Source organism: Streptomyces flaveolus, from assembly GCF_000716535.1.
Classification (GTDB): domain Bacteria; phylum Actinomycetota; class Actinomycetes; order Streptomycetales; family Streptomycetaceae; genus Streptomyces; species Streptomyces flaveolus_A.
On the sequence record NZ_JNWV01000023.1, the window covers coordinates 87441 to 109997 of the forward strand.

At 70.2% G+C, this 22557-nt stretch carries 23 protein-coding genes; 14 read left to right on the forward strand and 9 right to left on the reverse strand.

The window, feature by feature from the left end:
* Window positions 1-290: 290 nt before the first annotated feature.
* The 6 genes from OO52_RS25035 (at window position 291) to OO52_RS25060 (ending at window position 6993) form a co-directional block, all read left to right on the forward strand.
* Window positions 291-500, forward strand: a complete 210-nt coding sequence (locus OO52_RS25035) for a ferredoxin (RefSeq protein ID WP_030646030.1) — start codon at window positions 291-293, stop codon at window positions 498-500.
* Window positions 490-1845 (forward strand): NAD(P)/FAD-dependent oxidoreductase, encoded by a 1356-nt coding sequence (locus OO52_RS25040; protein WP_030646032.1) that lies wholly within the window; start codon window positions 490-492, stop codon window positions 1843-1845. Before OO52_RS25035 ends, OO52_RS25040 begins: the two co-directional genes overlap by 11 nt.
* A gap of 31 nt (window positions 1846-1876) precedes the next feature.
* On the forward strand, window positions 1877-3061 hold the full coding sequence (locus OO52_RS25045) for a cytochrome P450 (protein ID WP_030646034.1): 1185 nt from the start codon (window positions 1877-1879) through the stop codon (window positions 3059-3061).
* 96 nt (window positions 3062-3157) lie between these two features.
* Window positions 3158-4114, forward strand: coding sequence for a GlxA family transcriptional regulator (locus OO52_RS25050; protein WP_030646037.1), 957 nt, complete (start codon window positions 3158-3160; stop codon window positions 4112-4114).
* A 111-nt stretch (window positions 4115-4225) separates the two neighbouring features.
* Window positions 4226-5224 carry a type I glyceraldehyde-3-phosphate dehydrogenase gene (gap, locus tag OO52_RS25055; RefSeq protein WP_030646040.1) on the forward strand — a complete coding sequence of 333 codons (999 nt, stop codon included), beginning with the start codon at window positions 4226-4228 and terminating at the stop codon, window positions 5222-5224.
* 1205 nt (window positions 5225-6429) lie between these two features.
* On the forward strand, window positions 6430-6993 hold the full coding sequence (locus OO52_RS25060; protein WP_030646042.1) for a hypothetical protein: 564 nt from the start codon (window positions 6430-6432) through the stop codon (window positions 6991-6993).
* 290 nt (window positions 6994-7283) lie between these two features.
* Here OO52_RS25060 and OO52_RS25065 read toward each other — a convergent pair whose 3' ends face one another.
* A complete protein-coding gene (locus OO52_RS25065) occupies window positions 7284-8087 on the reverse strand; it encodes a tetratricopeptide repeat protein (RefSeq protein WP_030646044.1) in 804 nt (267 codons plus the stop codon).
* A gap of 380 nt (window positions 8088-8467) precedes the next feature.
* Between OO52_RS25065 and OO52_RS25070 the strand changes: the two genes are divergently transcribed.
* Window positions 8468-9373, forward strand: coding sequence for an NAD-dependent protein deacetylase (locus tag OO52_RS25070; RefSeq protein ID WP_030646046.1), 906 nt, complete (start codon window positions 8468-8470; stop codon window positions 9371-9373).
* Window positions 9374-9531: 158 nt separating this feature from the next.
* Here OO52_RS25070 and OO52_RS25075 read toward each other — a convergent pair whose 3' ends face one another.
* Window positions 9532-10140, reverse strand: coding sequence for a TetR/AcrR family transcriptional regulator (locus tag OO52_RS25075; protein WP_234339662.1), 609 nt, complete (start codon window positions 10138-10140; stop codon window positions 9532-9534).
* 141 nt (window positions 10141-10281) lie between these two features.
* Here OO52_RS25075 and OO52_RS25080 point away from each other — a divergent pair, with 141 nt between their 5' ends.
* Window positions 10282-10710: an ester cyclase gene (locus tag OO52_RS25080; RefSeq protein ID WP_030646049.1), complete on the forward strand. Its 429-nt coding sequence runs from the start codon at window positions 10282-10284 to the stop codon at window positions 10708-10710.
* 250 nt (window positions 10711-10960) lie between these two features.
* On the opposite strand, the gene OO52_RS25085 is transcribed toward OO52_RS25080, so the two are convergent.
* Window positions 10961-11332: a hypothetical protein gene (locus tag OO52_RS25085; protein ID WP_030646051.1), complete on the reverse strand. Its 372-nt coding sequence runs from the start codon at window positions 11330-11332 to the stop codon at window positions 10961-10963.
* Between the two features lie 356 nt (window positions 11333-11688).
* Between OO52_RS25085 and OO52_RS25090 the strand changes: the two genes are divergently transcribed.
* The 3 genes from OO52_RS25090 (at window position 11689) to OO52_RS25100 (ending at window position 13987) form a co-directional block, all read left to right on the forward strand.
* Window positions 11689-12243, forward strand: a complete 555-nt coding sequence (locus OO52_RS25090; protein ID WP_234337803.1) for a sortase — start codon at window positions 11689-11691, stop codon at window positions 12241-12243.
* A 347-nt stretch (window positions 12244-12590) separates the two neighbouring features.
* On the forward strand, window positions 12591-13052 hold the full coding sequence (locus OO52_RS25095; protein WP_234339678.1) for a class F sortase: 462 nt from the start codon (window positions 12591-12593) through the stop codon (window positions 13050-13052).
* Between the two features lie 167 nt (window positions 13053-13219).
* Window positions 13220-13987 (forward strand): class I SAM-dependent methyltransferase, encoded by a 768-nt coding sequence (locus OO52_RS25100; protein ID WP_030646055.1) that lies wholly within the window; start codon window positions 13220-13222, stop codon window positions 13985-13987.
* Between the two features lie 37 nt (window positions 13988-14024).
* Here OO52_RS25100 and OO52_RS25105 read toward each other — a convergent pair whose 3' ends face one another.
* Window positions 14025-14573 carry a GNAT family N-acetyltransferase gene (locus OO52_RS25105; protein ID WP_030646057.1) on the reverse strand — a complete coding sequence of 183 codons (549 nt, stop codon included), beginning with the start codon at window positions 14571-14573 and terminating at the stop codon, window positions 14025-14027.
* Between the two features lie 152 nt (window positions 14574-14725).
* Here OO52_RS25105 and OO52_RS25110 point away from each other — a divergent pair, with 152 nt between their 5' ends.
* Together OO52_RS25110 and OO52_RS25115 are read left to right on the forward strand one after the other, a co-directional pair.
* Window positions 14726-15400, forward strand: a complete 675-nt coding sequence (locus OO52_RS25110; RefSeq protein WP_030646059.1) for a hypothetical protein — start codon at window positions 14726-14728, stop codon at window positions 15398-15400.
* Between the two features lie 114 nt (window positions 15401-15514).
* Window positions 15515-15814 carry a hypothetical protein gene (locus OO52_RS25115; RefSeq protein ID WP_234339680.1) on the forward strand — a complete coding sequence of 100 codons (300 nt, stop codon included), beginning with the start codon at window positions 15515-15517 and terminating at the stop codon, window positions 15812-15814.
* A gap of 674 nt (window positions 15815-16488) precedes the next feature.
* Here the strand turns inward: OO52_RS25115 and OO52_RS25120 are convergent.
* Entirely contained in the window at window positions 16489-17229 is a 741-nt protein-coding gene (locus tag OO52_RS25120; protein ID WP_030646063.1) for a VOC family protein, read from the reverse strand.
* A gap of 76 nt (window positions 17230-17305) precedes the next feature.
* Window positions 17306-18067 carry a TioE family transcriptional regulator gene (locus tag OO52_RS25125; RefSeq protein ID WP_030646065.1) on the reverse strand — a complete coding sequence of 254 codons (762 nt, stop codon included), beginning with the start codon at window positions 18065-18067 and terminating at the stop codon, window positions 17306-17308.
* Window positions 18068-18125: 58 nt separating this feature from the next.
* Here OO52_RS25125 and OO52_RS25130 point away from each other — a divergent pair, with 58 nt between their 5' ends.
* Window positions 18126-19328, forward strand: a complete 1203-nt coding sequence (locus tag OO52_RS25130; RefSeq protein ID WP_030646067.1) for an erythromycin esterase family protein — start codon at window positions 18126-18128, stop codon at window positions 19326-19328.
* Between the two features lie 151 nt (window positions 19329-19479).
* Here OO52_RS25130 and OO52_RS25135 read toward each other — a convergent pair whose 3' ends face one another.
* Genes OO52_RS25135 through OO52_RS25145 form a run of 3 tightly spaced genes read right to left on the reverse strand, consistent with a single transcriptional unit; the run spans window position 19480 to window position 22454 of the window.
* Window positions 19480-20406 (reverse strand): NADP-dependent oxidoreductase, encoded by a 927-nt coding sequence (locus OO52_RS25135; RefSeq protein WP_030646069.1) that lies wholly within the window; start codon window positions 20404-20406, stop codon window positions 19480-19482.
* Between the two features lie 40 nt (window positions 20407-20446).
* Window positions 20447-21835 (reverse strand): MFS transporter, encoded by a 1389-nt coding sequence (locus OO52_RS25140; RefSeq protein ID WP_078629892.1) that lies wholly within the window; start codon window positions 21833-21835, stop codon window positions 20447-20449.
* Window positions 21816-22454 carry an HD domain-containing protein gene (locus tag OO52_RS25145; RefSeq protein WP_030646073.1) on the reverse strand — a complete coding sequence of 213 codons (639 nt, stop codon included), beginning with the start codon at window positions 22452-22454 and terminating at the stop codon, window positions 21816-21818. Before OO52_RS25145 ends, OO52_RS25140 begins: the two co-directional genes overlap by 20 nt.
* Window positions 22455-22557: the final 103 nt, after the last annotated feature.

The following is a 22557-nucleotide window of genomic DNA, read 5'->3' on the forward strand; positions in this document are numbered from 1 at the left end:
GTGTGGCTGTCCGCCCTCGATGCCCTCGATGCCCTCAATGCCCTCAATGCCCTCGGCAACGAACGACCATGTCGGGCTGCACGCCGAGGAGATCAGCCACACGAGCGAGCAACTGGGCCATTTCCCAACGGCGTTCGCGCACCCCGCTGTGATCAGCGCCGCCCTCGACCTCGACCGCTCCCTCGACCGACGACTCACCGGCCGCGTCCCCGGGCGGCCACCGTGCGAGCGAACGGGTCTCCACCCATTCTGGAGGTGAGGGGGGTGTGACGGCCGAGGAGGTAGTGAAGATGCGGACCGTTGTCGATCTCACGCGCTGCCAGGGATACGCACAGTGTGTGTTCCTCGCGCCGGACGTGTTCGAGCTGCACGGCGAGGAAGGCCTTCTCTACGCCACGGCCGTACCCGACGACCAGGAAGAACGCGTACGCCAGGCCGCGGCGGCCTGCCCGGTACAGGCCATACTCCTGGGGGAAGAGGTGACCAGCGGTGCCCGGTGACCTCAAGGACGGCCGCATCGTCGTCGTCGGTGCGTCGCTGGCCGGGCTGCGGGCCGCGGAGACGCTGCGCGAGGAAGGCTTCACCGGCTCACTGACCGTGGTCGGGGACGAACCCCACGCACCCTACGACCGTCCGCCGCTGTCCAAGCAGGTGCTGCTCGGGCAGGCGACAGCGGAGACCACCGAGCTGCCGATGCGCCGGGATCCGGACGCCGAGTGGCGGCTGGGGGTCCGCGCCACGGGCCTGGACCTGCTGGAGAAGCGGGTGCTGCTGGAAGACGGGGAGTCGCTGCCGTACGACCGGGTGTTGATCGCCACCGGTACCCGCGCGCGGCCTTGGCCCAACAAGGAGGAGGCCGCGCTGGACGGGGTGTTCACCCTGCGTTCCCGCGAGGACGGCGCCGGGCTGGCCGAGCGGCTCGCCGCGAGGCCGGAGCGGGTGCTGGTCATCGGCGGCGGCTTCACGGGCTCGGAGATCGCCTCGGCCTGCCGGGAGTTGGGGATCCAGGTCACGGTCACCGAGCGCGGCCCCGCTCCGCTGGTCGGCGCCCTCGGCGGCACCCTGTCGAAGCTCGCGGCCGTCATGCAGCGCAACCACGGCGTGGACCTGCGCACCGGCGTGACGGTCACCGCCCTGAACGGCAACGGAGCCTTCACCGGTGCGGAGCTGTCCGACGGCGGCCGGGTCGACGCGGACGTGTGCGTCGCGGCGTTGGGAGCGATCCGCAATGTCGAATGGCTGGCGGAGTCGGGGCTGGCGGTGGGCCCGCGCGGGATCGCGTGCGACGCCGGATGCCGCGCCTTCAACATGTACGGGATCGTCACCGACGACGTCTTCGTGGCCGGCGACGTCTCCCGCTTCCCCCACCCGCTCTTCGGCTACCAGATGCTGTCCCTGGAGCACTGGGGCAACGCGGTCGAGCAGGCCGAGGTGGCGGCCCACAACATGGTCAACCCGGGTCCGCTGCAACGCCCGCACCTGGCCGTCCCGGTCTTCTGGTCGACCCAGTTCGGACTCAACATCAAATCCGTGGGCGTGCCCACCTACTCCGACCACGTCGTCATCGCCCAAGGTTCGTTGGAGGCCCGCCGTCTTGCCATGGTCTACGGGTACAAGGGCCGGGTCACCGCGGCCGTCACCGTCGACATGGCCAAGTCGCTCGACTACTACCGGCATCTGATCGAGACGGCCGCTCCCTTCCCGCCGCCGCCCGGCGCGCCGGACCGTGCGATCGCGGCCGACGTCACGATCCCTTCCGACGTACCCGATCCGTCGGTGCTGTCCCACGGTCCGACCGTCGCGCTCACCGGTCACCTTCCCGACCGCCGACTGACCGTGGTGTAGCCCACGTCCCGCTCGACCACGAGGAGCCGCCATGGCCTCCGAGACCCTGCTGGCCCGCATCACCGACTACTCCAGCCGTCCTGACCCGTACCCGCTGTACGCGGAACTCCGCGCGGCCGGTCCGGTGGTTCAGCAAGCTGACGGAAGCTACCTGATCGGCACCTACCACGAGGTCGCCGCCCTGCTCCACGACCCACGGATGAGTGTCGATCCCCGTACCCGCGGCGGGGAGGCGCAGCAACTGCCGTTCCTGCGGCTCGACGACCCCGAACACCACAGACTGCGCACCCTGGCCATGCGGCCCTTCGGTCCGCCGCACAGCCCCCACCGCGTCGACGGCATGCGCGGCGAGATCGACCGGATCACCCAGGAACTGCTGGCCTCCTTCCGCGCAGGCGCGCAGATCGATCTCGTCGACGACTTCGCCTACCCGCTGCCGGTCACGGTGATCTGCCGCCTGCTCGGCGTGCCGCGCGAGGACGAGCCCCTCTTCAGGGCCTGGTCCGACGTCCTCGTCGCCGCCGCCGACGTCAGGCCCGGTACGGACACCACCGAGACGGACAAGGCCGGTGACCAGGCGAAGATGGAGATGGGCGGCTACTTGGTGAACCTCGCCGAACAGCGCCGCGGCAAGCCCAGCGACGACATGCTCTCCGCCTTCGTCAACGAGCCCGACCCGGCTCTGCGGCTCACTCGGGAGGAACTCGCCGAAACGGCCGTCCTGCTGCTCATCGCCGGACACGAGACCACGGTCAACCTCATCACCAACGGTGTGCTCACCCTGCTGCGCCAGCCGGACCAGCTGGACCTGCTGCGCCGCGAACCGGAACTGCTGCCCCGAGCGGTGGAGGAACTGCTGCGTTACGAGCCTCCGGTCCACATGCGCGAGCGCCTCCCGCGCGCCGACATCGACGTCGCCGGCACCACCGTCCCGGAAGGCTCGACCGTCATCCTGGTGCTGGCCTCGGGCAGCCGCGACCCCAAGCGGTTCCACGAGCCCGACCGGTTCGACCCCACCCGTCCGGACAACCAGCACTTCGGCTTCGGCAGCGGCATCCACATCTGCTACGGCGGCCCCCTGGCCCGCATCGAGGCGTATTCCGCGCTCGGTGCCCTGCTCCCCCACCTCGGCACCGCCCGGCTGGTCCAGGACCCACCCCCCTACCGTCAGAACGCCATGCTCCGCGGCCCCCGCCACTTGCCCATCCAACTCTGAGGCTGAACGCCGCGCCGCACGGCAGGAAGGAGTGACGGCGCGGGTCGGCGACCGCGCGGTGGCGTATCGACGTCACACCCCACGTAGCCTTTCCCTGTGCCACCCTCCCGCCTTCGTCGCGTCGCCGTCCTCGTGCTCGAGGGTGCGAAGCCGCTCGATGTCGGAATTCCCGCGCAGGTGTTCACGACCCGCGCGAGCATGCCGTACGAGGTGCGGGTGTGCGGGGCGACACCCGGTCTCGTGACCGGTGGTGACGGCCTCGCGTACCACGTCGCTCACGGCCTCGACGCGCTCGCGTGGGCCGACATCGTCTTCGTCCCCGGCTACCGGTTCCCGGACCGCGACGACCCGCCGCAGGCCGTCGTCGACGCGCTGATCGCCGCCCACGACCGGGGCGCGCGGCTCGCCGCCATCTCGACGGGCGCCTTCGCGCTCGCCGCCACGGGCCTGCTGGACGGCAGGCGCGCCACCACGCACTGGCACTACACGCGGGCACTCGTGGCCAGGCATCCGCTGGTCCAGGTCGACGAGAACGTGCTGTTCGTCGACGAGGGCAGCGTGCTCACCTCGGCCGGCGCCGCCTCCGGCATCGACCTGTGCCTGCACATCCTGCGCGGCGACCTCGGAGTGGCCGCGTCCAACCACGCGGCCCGGCGTCTGGTCGCCGCCCCCTACCGCAGCGGCGGCCAGGCCCAGTACGTGCCGCGCAGTGTCCCGGAACCGCTCGGCGAGCGGTTCGCCGCCACCCGCGAGTGGGCGCTGCGCCGGCTCGACGAGCCCCTCACTCTCGACATACTGGCGCGGCAGGCGGGGGTCTCGGCACGCACGTTCTCCCGGCGCTTCGTCGAGGAGACCGGTTACACGCCGTTGCAGTGGGTGATGCGTGCGCGCATCGACCTGGCCCGCGAACTGCTGGAACGCTCACAGCGCAGCGTCGAACAGATCGCCGCCGACGTCGGCCTCGGCACCGGCGCGAACCTGCGCCTGCACTTCCAGCGCATCCTCGGCACCACTCCGAGCGAGTACCGGCGCACCTTCACCAGGGGCGAGTAACGCCGCCCGGCACCGGCGGCTGGCGGGATCCTTTTGAACCGTGGCGATCTCGCCACTGTCAGCGGCGCGGGCCGCGGGCGAGCCTGGTGGCGAAAGGAAGGGACATCACTCATGACTCGCATCGCCATCAACGGATTCGGCCGCATCGGACGCAACGTGCTGCGCGCACTGCTGGAGCGCGACAGTGCCCTGGAGATCGTCGCCGTCAACGATCTGACCGAGCCCGCCACTCTCGCCCGGCTGCTCGCCTTCGACAGCACGGCCGGCCGGCTCGGACGCCCGGTGACCGTCGACGGCGACACCCTCGTCGTCGACGGCCGTCGGATCACGGTGCTGGCCGAGCGCGAACCGGCGCACCTGCCGTGGGCGGAACTCGGTGTCGACGTCGTCCTGGAAGCCACCGGCCGCTTCACCTCGGCCAAGGCCGCGCGCGCCCACCTCGACGCGGGCGCGAAGAAGGTCCTCGTCAGCGCGCCGTCGGACGGCGCCGACGTCACCCTCGCGTTCGGGGTCAACACCGACGCCTACGACCCGGCCGTGCACACGATCGTCTCGAACGCCTCCTGCACCACCAACGCGCTCGCGCCGCTGGCCGCGGTCCTCGACGAACTCGCGGGCATCGAGCACGGGTTCATGACGACGGTACACGCCTACACGCAGGAGCAGAACCTGCAGGACGGCCCGCACCGCGACGCCCGTCGCGCCCGGGCCGCCGGCATCAACATCGTGCCGACGACGACCGGCGCCGCGAAGGCGATCGGCCTGGTGCTGCCGAACCTCGACGGTAAGCTGTCGGGCGACTCGATCCGCGTGCCGGTGCCGGTGGGCTCGATCGTGGAACTCAACACGACCGTCGCCAGCGATGTGACCCGCGACGAGGTGCTGGCGGCGTACCGCGCCGCAGCGGAGGGGCCGCTCGCCGGCATCCTCGAATACTCGGACGACCCGCTCGTGTCGTCCGACATCACGGGCAACCCCGCCTCGTCGATCTTCGACTCGGCCCTCACCCGCGTCGACGGCCGTCACATCAAGGTGGTCGCGTGGTACGACAACGAGTGGGGTTTCTCGAACCGCGTGATCGACACGCTGGAGTTCCTCGCGACCCGCTGACCACACGCCGGAGTGGTACCCCGCCTTCCGGCAACCGTAATGACACTCCAGCAGCGGTTCTGGCCTTGCCACGCTGATGACTGGTCGTCACCTGCCGCGGCCAGGCGACGCTGCTGGGGTATCAATCGAAGCGGACGCAGATAGACGCAGTTTGGTGGTCGTTGTATTCGTAGCTGAACAAGTATGGCCTCTCCATCTTTAGCTGGTGCGCCGGGACCGCGGTCGCTCCGGCAGCGGTCGCCGCCGGCCCTGCCAGAGCCGGTGGTGCCAGCGCGAGGCCGATCAGGGCCGCGCGCTACGCCGGCCGTGATCCGACATGAGCAACGAGACGTGGAACGGCAGGGCATACGCATGGCTGCTTCTCCGTGACGCGCGGAAGGAACGGCACCGACCGGTTCACGGCACCCGCAGGCATGGGGTGTATTCGAGGCGGGGACCGGTGGGACTCCGGCACCGGGCTCGACGGCCGCTCGGCGAGGGAGGCAGCAGCGATAGACACGCTGGCGCGGCCGACGGATCGACAGCCGAGCGCGGCCGGACGATCCTCTTGCGTACCAGAAGACCAGTGGATCATCGAACTCGGCATCGGCGGGGACCACCGTCCAACCCGGCGCACGCCAAGGACCCTACACGGCGGGCAACCGCGACCAGCCTGTCGTTTACCGAGAGGCCCTTGCAGCGGCTGACACCATTGATTCGAGTTTCCGCTTGGGCGATCAGTCAGCAGGCGAGTTTTTCTGGCGCCGACCCGGCGTCTGCGGCCTCGTTGAGTGGGCGGTGATCTGGCCGCTGCTGCCGCCGAAGCCCTTATGTTTTGTGATTTCTCATCAAATCTGATCCAGCCCCGCAAAGTTGTTGTGCGGTCATGGCTCCCTACCGAGCAACTGTGTGCACGCATGGACTTTTCAGATCGGCCTCGGAGTACTGGACAGCCGCCCATGGTCGCGTGCGTCGTCACGTACACGTTGGAGTGGTCACCGAGGTGTCGGCGATCCCGCTGCTCCAGTGCCAGTTCTTCGTCGAGCGCACAGGGGGCCGACTGACTAGAGTGGACCAAGTGGGGCCCCGCGTCTGAGTTCAGGTCAACACGGCTGGTGGCAGGTCGGAAGAGACCGGCCGGTCGTGCTCCGCAGCAGTGATACACCGCTGTTCAACAGTTGAAGTCAGCATCAGCTCTAACTCCGATACTCGAAGGAGGCGGAGTCATGGTGAGCGGTCTCAAGCGCCGCGGCGCCTCAGCCGTCGCAACGGCTCTGCTCGCGGCAGGAACCATCGTTGCGCCGACCGCGGCGGAGGCAGCGCCCGCACCGTCGTCCGGCACCGCGGCCCTCGCGCCCGGGAGCCCCGCCGTCCTGCCGACACAGGTCATCCTCGGCAGGAACGTGACCTTCGGCGGCGGTGTCCCGGTTGGCGGCTGGTACTCGCTGAGCGTCTACCCGAGCGGGTCCTACAGTTACTCCGGCCACATGCACGACTCCGGCGCGCCCAGCTACAACTTCGCCGGTGTGTGCGTTGTGCGCTTCTCCAACGGCACGGCCTTCGTGTTCCAAACGGCAGGCCGGATGCACGGGACCTTCGAGTCGGGCTCCCGTGACTACAACTGGAGCAGAAGCAACACACGGCGGGCCATCCGTGACGCCTGGCGGGATTCCGGCGGCGGGTGGAATGCGCGCTGCACCAACAAAGTGAATGTGAACCTCGGCTCTCTGGTCGACTCGACGATCCAGGCGGTCGGATACGCCGCGAAGGTCATCGCGATCGTGGCCTGATCGGAGTAAACGGGTTCACCACTCTCACCGGTCAACCCCCCGGGCCGGTCCGGCGATCCTCGCGGGGCCGGTCCGGCCGACCGTCGTGGCGTCAGGACCTGTCGCCCCTTCAGCAGCAGCCGCCGCGCCACAGCTGCTGAAGTCAAGCTTCCGACCGCGAGTTACGTTGGGCGCGCTCACATCCCGAAGTGGCTCTCGATGCGTTCCACAAGCCCCGGCAGCCGGTGACCGACCGCCACTCCACGACGCATCAGGACGCGGCTGCGAATCAGTTCCGGCCGGACACTGCCTCAGCTCCGGCTGCCACCCAGGACCGTGTCGATCAGGGCCTGCGCCGACCCGGGATCGCGGGCGAGTCGCCCGGCTTCGCGGATCTGCGCCTCGTTCAGGGCCGCGGCCTTCGCCAGCTGGATCGCCTCGTGGATGCCGTTGCCGTCACCGTGCGCGAGCATGACGAAGAACCAGCGCACCGCCTGCACCGGGTCGGGTGCGGTACCGAAGCCGTCGCGATACCAGCAGGCCGCGGCGTTCATCGCACCCGTGTGCCCGCGCTCGGCCGCCCAGACGTACCAGGCCAGCGCTTCCTCGTCGCGGTCCAACGCCGACAGCCGGTCGCCGAGGACCGCGCCGGCGGCCACGATCCCCTCGCGCGCGGCACCCTCGAACAGTGGCAGGGACTCGTCGGGGTCCTCGATCAGCTGGGCGAGATTGAACATGCCGTAGGCGTCCCCGCCCTCGGCGGCCGACCTGAACAACTCAGCAGCACGCGCGTCGTCCTTCTCGACGCCGCGGCCCGTCGCCAGCATGTGCCCGTAGGTGCGCTGACCGGCCGGGAGCCCGGCCTCGGCTGCCGCGCGGGCATAACGCACGGCCCTCGGCAGGGCCGACTCGTCGAAGTACTCCAGGTAGATCCCGGCGAGCAGCGCGGCGGCCTCCGCCGACCCACCGTCCGCCAGCGGTTCCAGCTCGACGGTCACCCGAGCCGCCAGCTCGGCGCCCTCCGCACTGCCCTCCATGGCGGCCCGGACGAAGACGTGTCCCGCGCCCACCCAGTCCCCGGCCTCGGCTGCCCTGCGCCCCTCGTCCAGATCCATGGGGGAACCCTATGCCGTCGTCCGGTGGATCATGCTCGGACCCATGACCCGATGGTGGCGGTGGTCGGGTGCCGTGGGGTGGGCGGAGCTCTGCTGTTCGTCCGCCCACTGTGCATCCGATTGCCCCCTCCTGTCGGAATGACTGGTGAGGGTCCGGGTCGATGCACCTGGACGAGCGCCCGTGACCTGAGGGATACGGGGAGTCGGTGCGCTCCTGAGCCCGTGCGCCGCGGTGTACTGGGCTCAGCCCTCCCCGCCCGGTCCCGCACGCCGGCCTCCGCAGCACGAGCCGGCCGCTGCGACCGTGCGCGGTCGGCCTCAGAGGTGCGGGACGCTGTACCGGACCACCCCGACGCCAGCCTGTTTCGTACTCTGGCGGCATGCGTATGCGCCCCACTCTGAGTTGGACCCCTCCCGAGGACCTGCCGCCCGGCACCACTGATCTGGAGCCGGTCGCCGACGCGCTGGGCGCCGGCGGGGTGCTGGTGCTCAGTGGGGCGGGCATCTCCACGGAGTCGGGCATCCCCGACTACCGGGGCGAGGGCGGGAGTCTGAGCCGGCACACCCCGATGACCTACCAGGAGTTCACCGGCAGCGCCCAGGCCCGGCGCCGGTACTGGGCGCGCAGCCACCTCGGATGGCGCACCTTCGGCCGCGCCCGCCCCAATGCGGGACACCGGGCCGTGGCCGCGTTCGGGCGGCACGGCCTGCTTTCCGGCGTGATCACCCAGAACGTGGACAGCCTGCACCAGGCCGCCGGCAGCGAGGGCGTCGTGGAGCTCCACGGAAGCCTGGACCGGGTCGTCTGCCTCGGGTGCGGCGCCTTCAGCCCGCGCGGCGAACTCGCCCAGCGGCTGGAAGCGGCCAATCCGGGCTTCGAGCCGGTGGCGGCGGGGATCAACCCGGACGGTGACGCGGACCTCACGGACGAACAAGTCAAGGACTTCCGCGTACTGCCCTGCGTGATCTGCGGCGGCGTCCTCAAACCGGACGTCGTGTTCTTCGGCGAAGCGGTTCCCCCGCAGCGGGTCGAGTACTGCCGCAAGCTGGTCCGTGAGGCGGCTTCACTACTGGTCCTCGGTTCCTCGCTGACGGTGATGTCCGGGCTGCGGTTCGTCCGCCAGGCGGCCGATGCCGGGAAGCCGGTGCTCATCGTCAACCGGGACCAGACCCGAGGTGACCGGCACGCCGTCACCCGCGTCGCGCTCCCGCTGGGCAGAGCCCTCACCGCCGTGGCCGGCCTGCTGGACATCCCCATCGACGGCCAGGCCACCTCCCGGACCTGAACCGCGACCGGGGCACGGTTCCCGCACGAGCGACCGCGTGGGAACCGGCGGCGGCACTACCGGGATCGGGCGGGTCGCCACGGTCTGGTGACCCACTCAGCAGGGCCACGGGGTGCCGGTGATGGCGTGGCATGAGTGAGTCGCAGGCAGACGGCCGGTCATGAAGTCCTTCGACCGGTGCCAAGGGCGTCGTCGTCCGCGGTGACGCCGAGCAGGTCCAGAGCGCCTTGGATCGCGCGGTCGAAGGGGTCGACGGACTGCTCGGCGCGAGCCAGTGCGTATCCGCCCTGGACGATGGCGGCCAGAGCGGCGGCGGTCTGCTCCGGCCGCAGGCGTGCGTCCAGTTCGCCGGCCCCTTGCGCCTCGGCGACGGCCTCGGCCAGGCAACCGACGAGAACTCCGAAGGTCTCCCGGACCGGCGCACGCAGCGCGTCGTCGGCGACGATCTCCGGATCGCCCACCAGCCGCCCGACACTGCATCCGCGCAGCACGTCTCGTTCCAGAAGCAGGTACGCGACGATCCGTTGCAGCCCCGAGCCGCTGCCGGAGAAGATCTGGCGGATCTGCGCCTGCATCAGCTCCGCGCTGCGCCGCTCGGCGGCCAGGACGAGATCGGGTTTGCCTTTGAAGTGGTGATACATGCTGCCCTGGCCCACGCCCGACCGGTGCAGGATCGCTGTCGGGCTCGTGCCGAGGTAACCCCGGTCCCACAGCAGTTGCCGGGCGCCTTCGATCAGGCGCTCCCTGGCGTCGGAGGATCGTTCCATGCTTCGACCATACATACCTCTATGTATGGTGGGCAAAGTGCGGCACGGTCCGTCGCACCGACTGGCATCCCGGCCTTGCCCGGCCACGACCTCCGGCAGGCGGGTCCCGGTGGCATGGCTCATCGATCAGAAGGAGACGTCATGGCTTACGCGAGTTCCGTCGAGATCGTGGAGGCGTTCTGGACGCACGTGTGGAACGCACACGATCCGGAGAAGGTCGACGACTTCGTGGTCGAGGACTTCGTCATCACCACCGGCGGCGAGCGCGTCGAGGGGCGGGACAACTTCAAGAACTGGATCAGGGGCTTCCTCGACCAGGTCGGCGACCTGCGGCTGGAGGTGATCGAAACCTTCCAGAACCATGACGGGAGCCGGGTCGCTTCGCGCTGGCGCGTTCACGGACGGAACAACGGCGTCCTGGGCACCGAGGCCGACGGGCGACCGGTCTCCTTCACCGGGACCGCGGTCTGGGCGGTCCGGGAGGACGGCAAGCTTCTGCACAACTGGGTCGAACGGGCGAGCTGGGAGCTGTACCAGCGCCTCACCGCGCCACCCGCCACAGCGAACTGACGCGCCCCCGCCGACAGGTCACTCGCACCACCGCCCGCACCAAGCTCGGCTCTCGTAGGCCAGGCCGGCTCTCGTGGACCAGGCCGTGCCCGGCCCGACCCGGCCATGCCCGGTGCACAGCCGGGACGGGTCCGAGCATGCGAGGAAAGCGAGGTCCGGCATCCGGTCGGCGCCGAGGCCGGGCGCACGCGGACATCCACGTCGCGCCGCTACGTCCGCACCCCCGGGGAACTGTGGCGCCCCCGACTGCTCACTCCCCCACGGGGCGGACCCGGTAGCTCACCGCCGGGAAGGGAAAGTTGCCCGAGTTGAGGGTTCCCGTCACGTAGTACAGGTCTCCGGAGGTACCGGGGGCGCCGGTCTTGCAGTCGGGGTTGAAGTAGACCTCGACGTTCTTGTCCGATATGGCCAGGTAGGACGCGGCCGACTGGGGCAACTGGTGGCACACTCCCGGATCGCCGAGGTCGGCGGCCATCTCGGTCCCCGTACTGTTCGCACCGGTGTAGAAGAGCACGCCGGGCAGCTCGTCCGCGCCGGCCGGGGTGCCCGTTGTGAGAGTGAGCAACGACGCGGCGGCTGCCGCGCCGGCGAGTGCGGCGATCTTCGTACGGAATGCGTTCATGGGACTCACCTCAAGGTGTGCGGGACCACGAAAGTCCGATACAGGAACCACAATTCGTTGGAACCGGCCGGTCCGCCGATCAAGCTACTTAACCTTTCAACTTATTCGAAAGGCGAAAATCGGCCGTTGGCAACGATGTCATCCACCCACTCGGCGCCTGGCGTGCCGCGTGCCGCCGCAGGGGGGAGCCCGGCCGGCTTTCACCGTTATGGGGACGGGGCGGTGGGTGACGCGTACCGATGATCTCCGCGTCGGTGACCTGCGTAAGCGATCAAGCGGGAACACCGGTGCGTCTGACCGGGTGACGTATCGGGCGACTCGTCAGGTTGCGGAACTGACGGACTGTCGGTTGCCTCGTGAGCGGAACACAGGAGTTGTGCCGCGCAGCAGGCCGGACACTGTTCCGTTGGAGGATTCGCATGCGTTACAGACACATGGGTGCCGGTATCGGCCTGGTTCTCGGTGCCCTCGGGCTGCAGATCCCGGCCGCTGCCGCCGCTGATGACTCGGATGTCAGTATCGAACCTTGGAATGCCCCACCGGGGTCCACGGTCACGGTCAGTACGAGGGCCTGCGACGCCGACGCGGACTATGGCAAGGGCTGGTCGGAGGTGGGAGGAGAGTTCCACCTCTTCGCGGGCGACGAGGAGGGCGTGCTCACGGGCGAGTTCCAGATCCCGGAAGGAACCCGGCCGGGCAGCGACACGGTCACCTTGAAGTGTCCGCCGCTGACCAAGGTCACGGAAACGTACCGGGTCACCGGACGTTCTCCGAGCGGCTCGGTGAACGCCGGATTCGGACCTGCCGAGGACACGGGCATGGTGCTCGCCCTGGGCGGTGGGCTGCTCCTCACGGCCGCCGCCGGGGGTGCGGTCTGGTTGTGCCGCCGCCCGAACGACAACCGAACCTGACCGTCCGAGTCCACCGGCCGACCCAGCCCCGTTCGAGCTGTGACCGGCCCTGGATCGGAATGGTTCCGGTGACCGCGAGGCCGCCCACCACGACGCCCACACCACCCGCTGCAACGCACCCGCCGTGAAGCAAAGACTCAACCGCTATGGCATCAAAACACCACACCAGCGGCTCCCGAGATCCGTTCAGCCCCGCGGTGCTCCTCCTGGCCTGGGCAATGGCGGCCGGTGGGGTGCTGCTGATCAGTGGGGCGCACGACGGAAAGTCACCCCCGCGGCCATCGGCGGCCCAGGCCTTCCCCACGTCCGCGGACCCCACCCGTCCCGCCGGCTCCACCCTCCACCCGATGCCCCCGGCAGATCCGCTCCGCCTCCGGATCGCCGCCATCGGAGTGGACGCCCCGGTGACACGAGTGGGCCTCGACGCGGCAGGGGCACTACGGACTCCGCCGGCTGACGAGCCCGGCAACGTCGGCTGGTACGGCGACGGCACTACTCCCGGCTCGGCAGGAACCGCCATCGCCACCGGGCACGTGGACACACCCGCCGGCGACCCCGGTGTCTTCTACGACCTCGGTGCCCTGACCGAGGGCGCCACCATCGAGATCAGCCGGGCCGACCGGCGGACAGCGGTGTTCACCGTCCGCGCCGTCGAGCTCTACGACAAAGAGAGGTTCCCCAGCCAGAAGGTCTACGGCAGTTCCGGCCGGCCCGAGCTCCGGTTGATCACCTGCGGCGGCGCCTACACCAAGCGCACCGGCTACCTGAGCAACGTCGTGGTCTACGCGACGCTGACCGCGGTGACGTAGCCGGCCGGACGCACCCTGACCGCTGGACGCGGACGCCGTCCACCGCCTAGGGACGACGTCGCGTGCCATTTGCTCGGCTGCCTTCACCGCGACGGTTGCGAAACCGTGGCGAGCACCGGCGGGCGCTTCTCCGCCACACCTTGGCCGGCCCACGGTAGCCTCGGGCCATGCCCGAGGCGTCAGTGGCGCACTTCTACGACGAACTGGCCGACGACTACCACCTGATCTACTCGGACTGGGACGCGAGCATCCGTCGGCAAGGGGACGCTCTGGACGCCCTGATCGGTCAGGCTCGTACGGCGGTGCTCGACTGTTCCTGCGGCATCGGCACGCAGGCCATCGGCCTGGCGCTGCGCGGGCACAGCGTCACCGGCACCGACCTCAGCCCCCGTGCCGCCGCCCGCGCTGTCCGTGAGGCCGCCCGCCGGGGCGTGAGCTTGGCCGCGGCGGCCGCCGACATGCGACGCCTCCCGTTTCCCGATGGCCGGTTCGACAGCGTCGTCTGCGCCGACAACTCGCTGCCTCACCTGCTGACAGAGCAGGATGTCCGCGCCGCCTTGACGGAGATGCGCCGCGTGTTGCGTCCCGCCGGCCTGCTGCTGGTCAGCACACGACCCTACGAAGATCTGCTGCGCGACCGCCCCACTTCGACACCTCCACACGTGCACCGGGCCGCCGCCGACGGGGAACGGACCGTCACCTTTCAGCTATGGCACTGGCACGACGACGGCGAGCACTACGACTTGGAGCATTTCCAACTCCTTCCGGCAGGCGGGGAGTGGCGCGTCAAGGTCCGCTGGACCACCTACTGGGCACTCGGCCAGGGGCGGCTTGCCGACCTCGTGGCCAAGGCCGGGTTCGTCGACCCTGAGTGGCGGATGCCGCAGGAGACAGGCTTCTTCCAGCCGCTGCTCGTGGCCCGCGCCGGCGAATAGGTGTTCAGCCTCATGGCAGCCCCGGTAACGAGTGCGATCAGCATGTGTGCACGACCGGGGACCACACACCGAACCACTGCTCGGCGCCGTACTCCTCGAACCGCTCCACCTCGGTGAACCCCAGCTTCGCCGCGAGGCGCATCGCGCGGTCGTTGGCGGTCTGGGTGCAGAGCACCACCGGCTCGCCGGGAAACGCGTCGGCGAACCAGTCGAGCACCGCTGCGCACGCCTCTGCGGCGTACCCGCGTCCCCACGCCTCCGGCAGGAACATGTAGCCGAGCTCGGCCTCCCCGGCATCGGGACGGACGTGACCCGGGCGCTCTGCGTCGCGCCGATCGAGCGTGACCATGCCGATCATCGCTCCGCCCAGATCGACCACGAAGAGGCCGGGGCGCCGCCCGGGCACCTCAGGCACCGCGCGCTCGAGCTCGTCACGCGGCCGAGGGCCACCGATGTAGGTCCCCACCTCCGGCGATGCGAACAGCTCGATGAACGCCGTACGGTCCCGGGCCTCGGACTCGCGGAGCACGAGCCGTTCGGTCCTCAACGGGGCGGGTGGCCAGGCGACGGGTCCGAGTTCAGCCATGGCGGGCAACCTATCGCGGAGCGCAACGTCGACGCGTGTCCAGCACCTTGCGCATGGCCCCGCTGGAATGAGCAACGCTGATCCTGGGGGCGTCCTTCGGTACGGTCGAGGACGGCAAGTACAGCCCCGCCAGGGAATGCTTGGATGTGGCTGTGTCTGTGTACGAAGTAATCCGCCGGCTGCCCGAGATTCCGATCGTGCGGGATCGCTCCCGCGCCATGGCCATGGTGGATGCCATCATGAGCCCGGACTGGGGGCATCGGTTCTACTCGTTCGACTCCCGCTGGTCGCCGGCGGAGGAGATGGCGTCCATGCGCGACGGCTGCGGCAATGAGTACTCGATCGTCTTCTCAGCGGCGGGCGCCTATGTCCGGGGCTTTGATCACGAGTCGCCGATGAGTCCTCACCGGTCGACGCCCCCAGCGCCTTGGCCCGGCCTGTTCGACGGAGTGCCCGAAGCCTTTCTCCCTCAGGTCACGGAGCCCGCCTTCAGCGAAGCCGACGGGACGCCGCGGGCGACGGTGTGCTTCTGGCGCGAGCAGGCGGACACCGACTGGAGGTGCGGTGCCGTCGAGGCTCTGCCGGAGGGAATGGAGGACGACGGCAGCGCGGAGTGGCTCTTCGACGTACTCCTTGACGGCCGGCCCGAGGCCTACCAGCAGTTCGCGGAGGAGTACTACGAGGTGTCGGTAAGCCTTGAGGCCGTGCGTCACGTCTATGCCTTGCGGCCTCTCACACCGAGCGTCGTGTCATCGCTGAACCCCGACGTCGACCTTGCCGCCCTTGGAGAGGACATCGCCCAGATCGGCTATCCCCTCCGGGAATGAGGCTCGACGTGAACTCCCCTTCCGCAGCCCCGGGTTGTAGGCCGTCGACGGCGCAGTCATCCGGGTACCCCGCAGGTGTGCTTTCCGCTGTCAGCCCTGAGATGAGGGGGAACCGTGCCGTCCGAAACCGGCTCGCCATCCGTCAGGGAAGCCGCCCGCCGCATCGTGGATCTCGTGCTCACCGAGGACGACGTCTACCTCGACGGTCTTCCGGACGAGGTCGAGGTCTCCATCGGTACTCCGTTGATCGAGGTGGCGAGGATGCTGGACGAGCCCATCGGCGACAAGGAGTTCCGGCGCGGCGTCCGGCTCCTGCTGGAGGTGGGCGCGGAGGTGGCGCCCCGTATGCCGAGCGAACTGCGTGACCTGTTCGAGGAGCTGCGGCTCGCCATGCGTGGCGTACCCGTGCGCTGAGAGGGGCGGGAAGGGAGCCTGGGCAGGGCGCGGTTCGACCGAGTTGAAAGGGATCAGTGGGAGCCGCCGCTCCGTCGCGGCGCACCGGGCGACGATGAGGAACGCGGCGATGCCGAACGCCCCTGGCCACCGCGCCGTGGTGTCGCGCGAGTAGCGGCGCCGCAGGGCGCGCGGCTCGGCCACCCGCTCCTCGAAGGGGCGCACCTCGGTGGCGCCGACGTACGGCACCGAGCCTGGCCGCGACACGGAGACTGGTGCTGCGGAGGCGGGGACCGCTGCTGGCGCACATCCTCGAAGCCGACGATCTCGTCCCACTCCAGCCGGCGCCACCGCAGTACCGTGCGGAACCTCAGCCCATCCGGCCCCGCGTCCAAACGGCGCCCGGGCACCGTGAGGGCGCTCACAACGGTCAGCGCACCGTGGTTCCGGGGAGGACCGCCCACTTGTCGGCCTGCCCCACACCGAGTCCGGCCACGAGTCCCGTCGCAACCGCCGCCAGTGCGGACACCGCGATCGCCACGCGTCCGGGCTTGCCACCGGCCCGAGACCGCACCCACGGCGCCGGTCGTACCTGCCGAGCCTCCGCCGCGGCCCGCGCAGCGGTGGTACGCGGAGTGGCCGACTACGACGCTCGCCGGACCACAACCGCACCGCACCGCACCCAAGCCTGCGCGTCAGGACAGTGCGAGGACGCAGAACTCGTGGCCCTCCGGGTCGGCCAGGCAGGTCCACGGGACGTCGCCCTGGCCGAGGTCGAGGTCGGTGGCGCCGAGAGCGCGCAGCCGGGTCACCTCCGCTGCTTTGTCGTCACCGGGGTACGGCAGCAGGTCGAGATGGACGCGGTCCGGCACGGTCTTCGCGCCGGGCGTGCGGAGGAATTCGAGATACGCACCGACACCCTTGGCGGAGCGCAGCACCGCACGGTCGTCGGTCACCTCGTGCAGGGTCCAGTCCATCGCCTCACCCCAGAACCGAGCCATGGCCCGCGGATCCGCGCAGTCGGCCACCACCCGGGCGATCGGTCCGGTGTCCCGGTAGTGCTCCCGAGGCTCCAGCACGCAGAACTCGTTGCCCTCAGGATCGGCGAGGACCGTCCATGGCACGTCGCCCTGGCCCACGTCGACGGGCGTCGCACCGAGAGCCTTCAGGCGCGCGACCAACTCCCTCTGATGGGCCGAAGAGGTGGTGGCGATGTCGAGGTGCACACGGTTCTTCGTCGTTGTCTTTGGCTCCGGGACGGGAACGACGTCGACGCAGACGGCGACCGGGTCGGGCCAGACGAGGCCGCCGGCGGGGCCGACGTAGGTGGTGACGCCGGGGCTGTAAGCAGTCCAGCCGAGCGCCTCCGCCCAGAACCGGCCGACCGCCGAGGCGTCGCAAGCCTTTATGTTCACCATCACGGGTCGCAGTGCCATGCCGGCGATCCTAAGCGTCCGCTCCGCAACGACGACAGGACCGTCGTCGCCTCGGTCGCGACATCACAGGCGCAGGTCAGGCCGTGGGTGATTCGCGCTCTCGGAGGTAGGCCGCCAACTCGGTGGCCCCGGCCAGCATCGCGCGCCCGCGGGCGGACAGCCGGCCGTGCCAGTCGGACAGTGCGGCCTCCAGTGGCTCCAGCCCACCTGCCGCCCGCACCTCGGCGATCAGCGGGGCGATCTGTTCCAGCAGGTAGCCGCCCCGTCTGAGCTGGTGGGCCAGCCGGGCGTCCCGTACGTCGGCCTCGTCGTAGACGCGGTATCCGGTCCGTGGGTCGCGGCGCGGGCGCAGCAGTCCGGCGCGCTCCCACTTGCGCAGCGTCGCGGGCCGGAGTCCGAGCTTCACCGCCAGTGGCCCGATGAACGTGCCGCCGGGCACTGACTCCGCGATCGGCTCGGACTTCGCATCAGGCGCGGGCGCCGTGGTGGACTCCAGTTCGCGCAGGGCGCTCTGCACGGCGTGGAGGGTCCGCCGGTCGTCGAGGAGTTGGGCGTGGCTCTCGTCGATGACGCGGAACGCCTCGTCGACCGCGTCCTGGTTCACCGCTCGCATGATCGACGTCGCCGTCTGGTGGCCGTGGCCCGGCACCAGGGCGAGGAACGCGCGCAGGGCCTGGGCGTGCAGCGAGGTGTAGAGGCGGTAGCCGTGGGGTGTGCGACCGGCGGCCGGAAGGATGCCGGCCTCCTCGTAGTTCCTGATCGCCTGTGTGGACAGACCGTTCGCGCGGGCCAGATCGACCGGCCGAAGCCTCTCGTGTCTTTGAAGGTTTTGCCCCATCAGCCTGCCGGTATCGCGGAGAAGTTTCCACCGAAGGTTCAAAGATACCGTTGAATCCATGGTTACTGACATCAAGGGCATCGCCCATGCCGTCGAGGCTGCCGCCGTCATGAGACTGCTCCCGGCCCGGCCGCGGCTGCTCGCCCTGGGCGAGCCCACGCACGGTGAAGACGCTCTGCTCGACCTGCGCAACGAGCTCTTCCGGCAGCTCGTCGAGGAGGAGGGCTACCGGACGATCGCGATCGAGAGCGACTGCATGACGGGTCTGGTGGTGGACGAGTACGTCACCTCGGGCAAGGGCACTCTCGACGAGGTCATGGAGCGCGGATTCAGCCACGGCTGGGGCACGTCCGCGGCCAACCGGGAGCTCGTTCGCTGGATGCGCGCCCACAACGACGGCCGGCCCGCGTCCGAGCGGATCCGCTTCGCCGGTTTCGACGGCCCGCTGGAGATCACCGGAGCCGCGAGTCCCCGGCAGGCCCTCACCGCACTCCACGAGTACCTCGCGGCCGGGGTGGGCGCGGAACTGCTCCCTTGCACCGCGGAAACGCTCGACCGCCTGCTCGGCGCCGACGACCGGTGGACCGATCCCGCCGCGATGACGGACCCGGCTCGGTCCGTGGGGCAGTCGGCCGAGGCCGGTCGGCTGCGGCTGCTCGCCGACGATCTGGTGGCGCTGCTCGACGCGCAGACGCCGCACCTGATCACGGCGACCTCGCGGGACGAGTGGGACCGGGCGCGTCTGTACGGGCGCACCGCCACCGGCCTGCTGCGCTACCACTACTGGATGGCCGACACCTCACCGGCCCGCATGACGCGGCTGTGCGCGCTGCGGGACGTGATGATGGCCCACAACCTCCTCGCCCTCGCCGCTCGGGGCCCGGCGCTCCTCCACGCCCACAACTCCCATCTCCAGCGGGAGAAGAGCACGATGCGGATGTGGGAGGGACCGGTGGAGTGGTGGGGCGCCGGTGCGTTGGTGAGCGCCCAGCTCGGCGAGGAGTACGCCTTCGTGGCCACGGCCCTCGGCACGATCCGGCACCAGGGAGTGGACACCCCGCCGCCGGACACCCTCGAAGGGCTCCTGTACGTGCTTCCGGAGGACCGGTGCGTCATCGACGGCCCACGGCTGGGCACCGCCCTCGGCGACACGCGACCCGCGCCCCGCGTGTCCCCCTGGTTCGGCTACTCCCCCCTCGATCCGGCCCACCTGGCGAGCACCGACGGCGTCGTCTTCGTCAAGGACGTGCCGCGAAGCTAGCACCGGACAGGGCGGCGGGCGATCGAGCTTGCCGCGGACGCGGCTCCCGGCCTTCCGGGCGGCGTGGAGGTCGAGATCGATGTCGCCCGGGTGCACAGCGGGACGCGGCGTGGCACGCGACTCCAGCGGGGTGCCGTGACAGCCGGTCTCCTCACCCTCGGTCCTCGGTGACGCGGATGATCGTGCGGCCGGCGATGCGCTGTTTCGAGGTGAAGGCGGCGACTGCCTCGGCCAGCGGACGGACCTCGCCGACCCGTATTTTGAGCCGGCCGTCCCGCACTCGCTGGGCGAGGTCGGCGAGGCGTGCGCGGTCGGGTTCCACGACGAAGAAGAGGGCTCGCCCGTCGTCGGGGCGCACGGTGGGCGGGTGGGCGATGGTGACGAGCGTGCCGCCGGCGCGTACCAGCGCGGCCGAGCGGTCGAGGATGTCGCCGCCGATCACGTCGAACACGACGTCGACCTGTCCGATGTCCCCCCACCGGTCGGCCTCCAGGTCGAGGAACGCGTGCGCGCCCAGGCCGAGGACGGTGTCCCGGTCCGCGGAGCGGCCGGAGCCGACCACGCGGGCTCCCGCCTCGTGTGCGAGCTGGACGGCGATCGAGCCGACCGCGCCGGCGGCGCCGTGGATCAGGACGGTCTGCCCGGTGACGAGGTCGGCGTGGTCGAACAGGCCCTGCCAGGCGGTCAGTCCGGAGATCGGCAGTGCGGCTGCCGCCGTGTGGTCGACGTCGGCGGGGAGCGGGGCGAGGTTGCGGGCTTCCACGGCGACGTACTCGGCGAGCGAGCCGTCGCGGGTCCAGTCGGTCAGTCCGAAGACGCGCTGTCCGACGGTGAGGCCGGTCGTTCCGTAGCCGAGTTCCGTCACCACGCCCGATACCTCGTGGCCGGGCACGCTCGGGGTGCGGTCGCGGCCGGCGCGGTCGGTCCAGCTCGCGGGCCAGTCGAGCTCTCCTCGGGTGAATCCCGCGGCGTGCACCCGCAGGATGACGTCGTTCTCGGCGGCGTGGGGATGGGGCAGGTCTTCCAGGGTCAGTCCTGTGATCCCGGCTTCGCGGTCCCGGACGGTGATGGCTCGCACGAGCAATCCCTTCGTGGTGTGTGGTGAGTGGTGGAGGACGTCAGCCAATCCTCGGCGGGGAACCGTCGCCGTTCGGGGGTGAGCGATGTGCGACGGCCGGCCCCGCCTGACCGGACCGGCCGGCGCAGGCGGTGAGAGCGTCGGCACCGCGCGGGGATCCGGCGTCGCGCCCCGTGGGCCCGCCGGTCCGTGACCGGGCCGTGTGGACCAGTGCGAGCAGCGACAGGGAGCCGACGAACGCGACGTAGAGAAAACTTGTGGTCCTCAAACCCCATGCCGGTGCCAGGAGGCCGGCCGCGAGGGCGGGAAGACTCAGCGCCGCGTAGCTGACGACGTACACGGCGGAGAAGACCTCCGAGCGTGACCGCGCGGTGGTGACCTCGCCGATGGCGCGGAGATTTCCGTTGTACGTCAGGCCGACCCCCGCCCCCGCCACGACGGCCCCGCACGCGTAGACGACCGGGGAAGGCAGGGCGATGGCCACGGCCAGTCCTGCCGATCCCAGGGTCAGGAGGACCGCGCCCAGCAGTGTGGCCCGCCGCACCGTGTGCCGGGCGGACCACATGCCGCCCACACCACCGGCGAGGAACAGGGCGGCGATGTCGAGCCCGCCTGCGGCTCCCCAGGTGACGTGGAGGACACCTGCGACGACGGACGGGGTCAGGGCGAGGAACAGCCCTGTGACGGACCAGCCCGCCACGAGGGCGGGTACGGCGGCCAGGAACCGGTGCCGGGAGCCGTACGGGATCCGCACCCGCGGGCGGAGCCGGATCGGCTCGCCGGCCGGCGGTGCGACCGTCTCGGGCATGTACCACACCGCCACCGCGAGGAGCAGGAAGACGCAAGTGAGGGCCGAGAAGACGTACGTGTCCGGGTGGGCGACCGACTGGACCAGCAGTCCGACGACAGCGGCGCCGGCGGCCAGGCCCACGCTCGTCCCCACCGCCGTCACCGTGGTCCCCGCATGCGGGCGTCTCGCCGAGGAGAAGTCGACCAGCCCGGCGGCCAGCCCGCCGATGGCGGTTCCGGTGGCGACGCCCTGCACCGTCCGTGCGATCACCAGGGACAGGACACCGCCGGCCGTCCAGAAGATCGCCGTACTGGCCGCCGCCAGCAGGAGCGCGGCGAGCAGCACCGGACGGCGTCCCAGACGGTCGCTCACCGGCCCCAGGGTCAGCAGGGCTCCGAGGAGCCCCACGACGTACACGGCGAAGACGACCGTCACCATGGTGACGGAGAAGTCCCAGCGTTCCCGGTACAGCGGGTAGATCGGTGAGGGTGCGCTCGCGGTCGCCATCAGTACGACGGTGGTGACCGTCAGCACGCTGAAGGCGGCGCGTCGGCTCAGACGACGCGGGGTGCGGCGAGTACGCGGCGGCTGCGTCGGTTCGTCCCCGGCCGCTGCGGGGTCACCGCGGCCAGGCAGCATTGTTGATGCGCTCGACCATGGAAACACGGCGGAAGCCGGGGACGAAGTGTTCCAGGATGTCCGCGTTCATGGTGCCGTAGGTGGTGTCCGGACGGTCCTTGAGACCGTCGAGGAATGCCTGAAGGAACTCCTTCTTGAAATCCCCTCGCGGATGCGCGGCGACGATTTCGTCCATCTGATCGCCTTCCAGTCTGTCCATCCCCCAGCCGATCGCGTCCGTCAGCACGCCGTAGGTCGTGGCAGCGATCTCGGGGCCCAGCCGTCCGGGGATCCCCGGCGTGGTGTGCAGGGCGATCGCCATCCAGACCACCTCGGCGGCGCTCTCGGAGAATCCGCGGTCGAGCAGGAACTTGCGGGCGTGGTCGGCGCCGTCCACCTCGAAACGCTGTTCCGTTTCGGAGAACGGGATCAGAAGGCCCGCGTCGTGGAACATCGCGGAGATGTAGAGCAGCTCGGGATCGGGCCGGAGGTCCAGCGCACGGGCGTGGAGGGTGCCGAAGAGGAATACCCGCCGGGAGTGGTGGAAGATCAGCGGATTCGTCCGTTCCCGGAGAAATTCCGTCGCCTCCGCGACAGCCGAGGTCTCGGGTATTTCCACGCCTGCGATGATGTCGGTCATGATGTCCGTGCTTTCCGGTGCGTTGTGCTACGAGTGGACCGTGTGTCCGTTCTCCACGGTGCCGACCATGCGGCCTCCGGCGCCGCCTCGGTACGGCCATGAA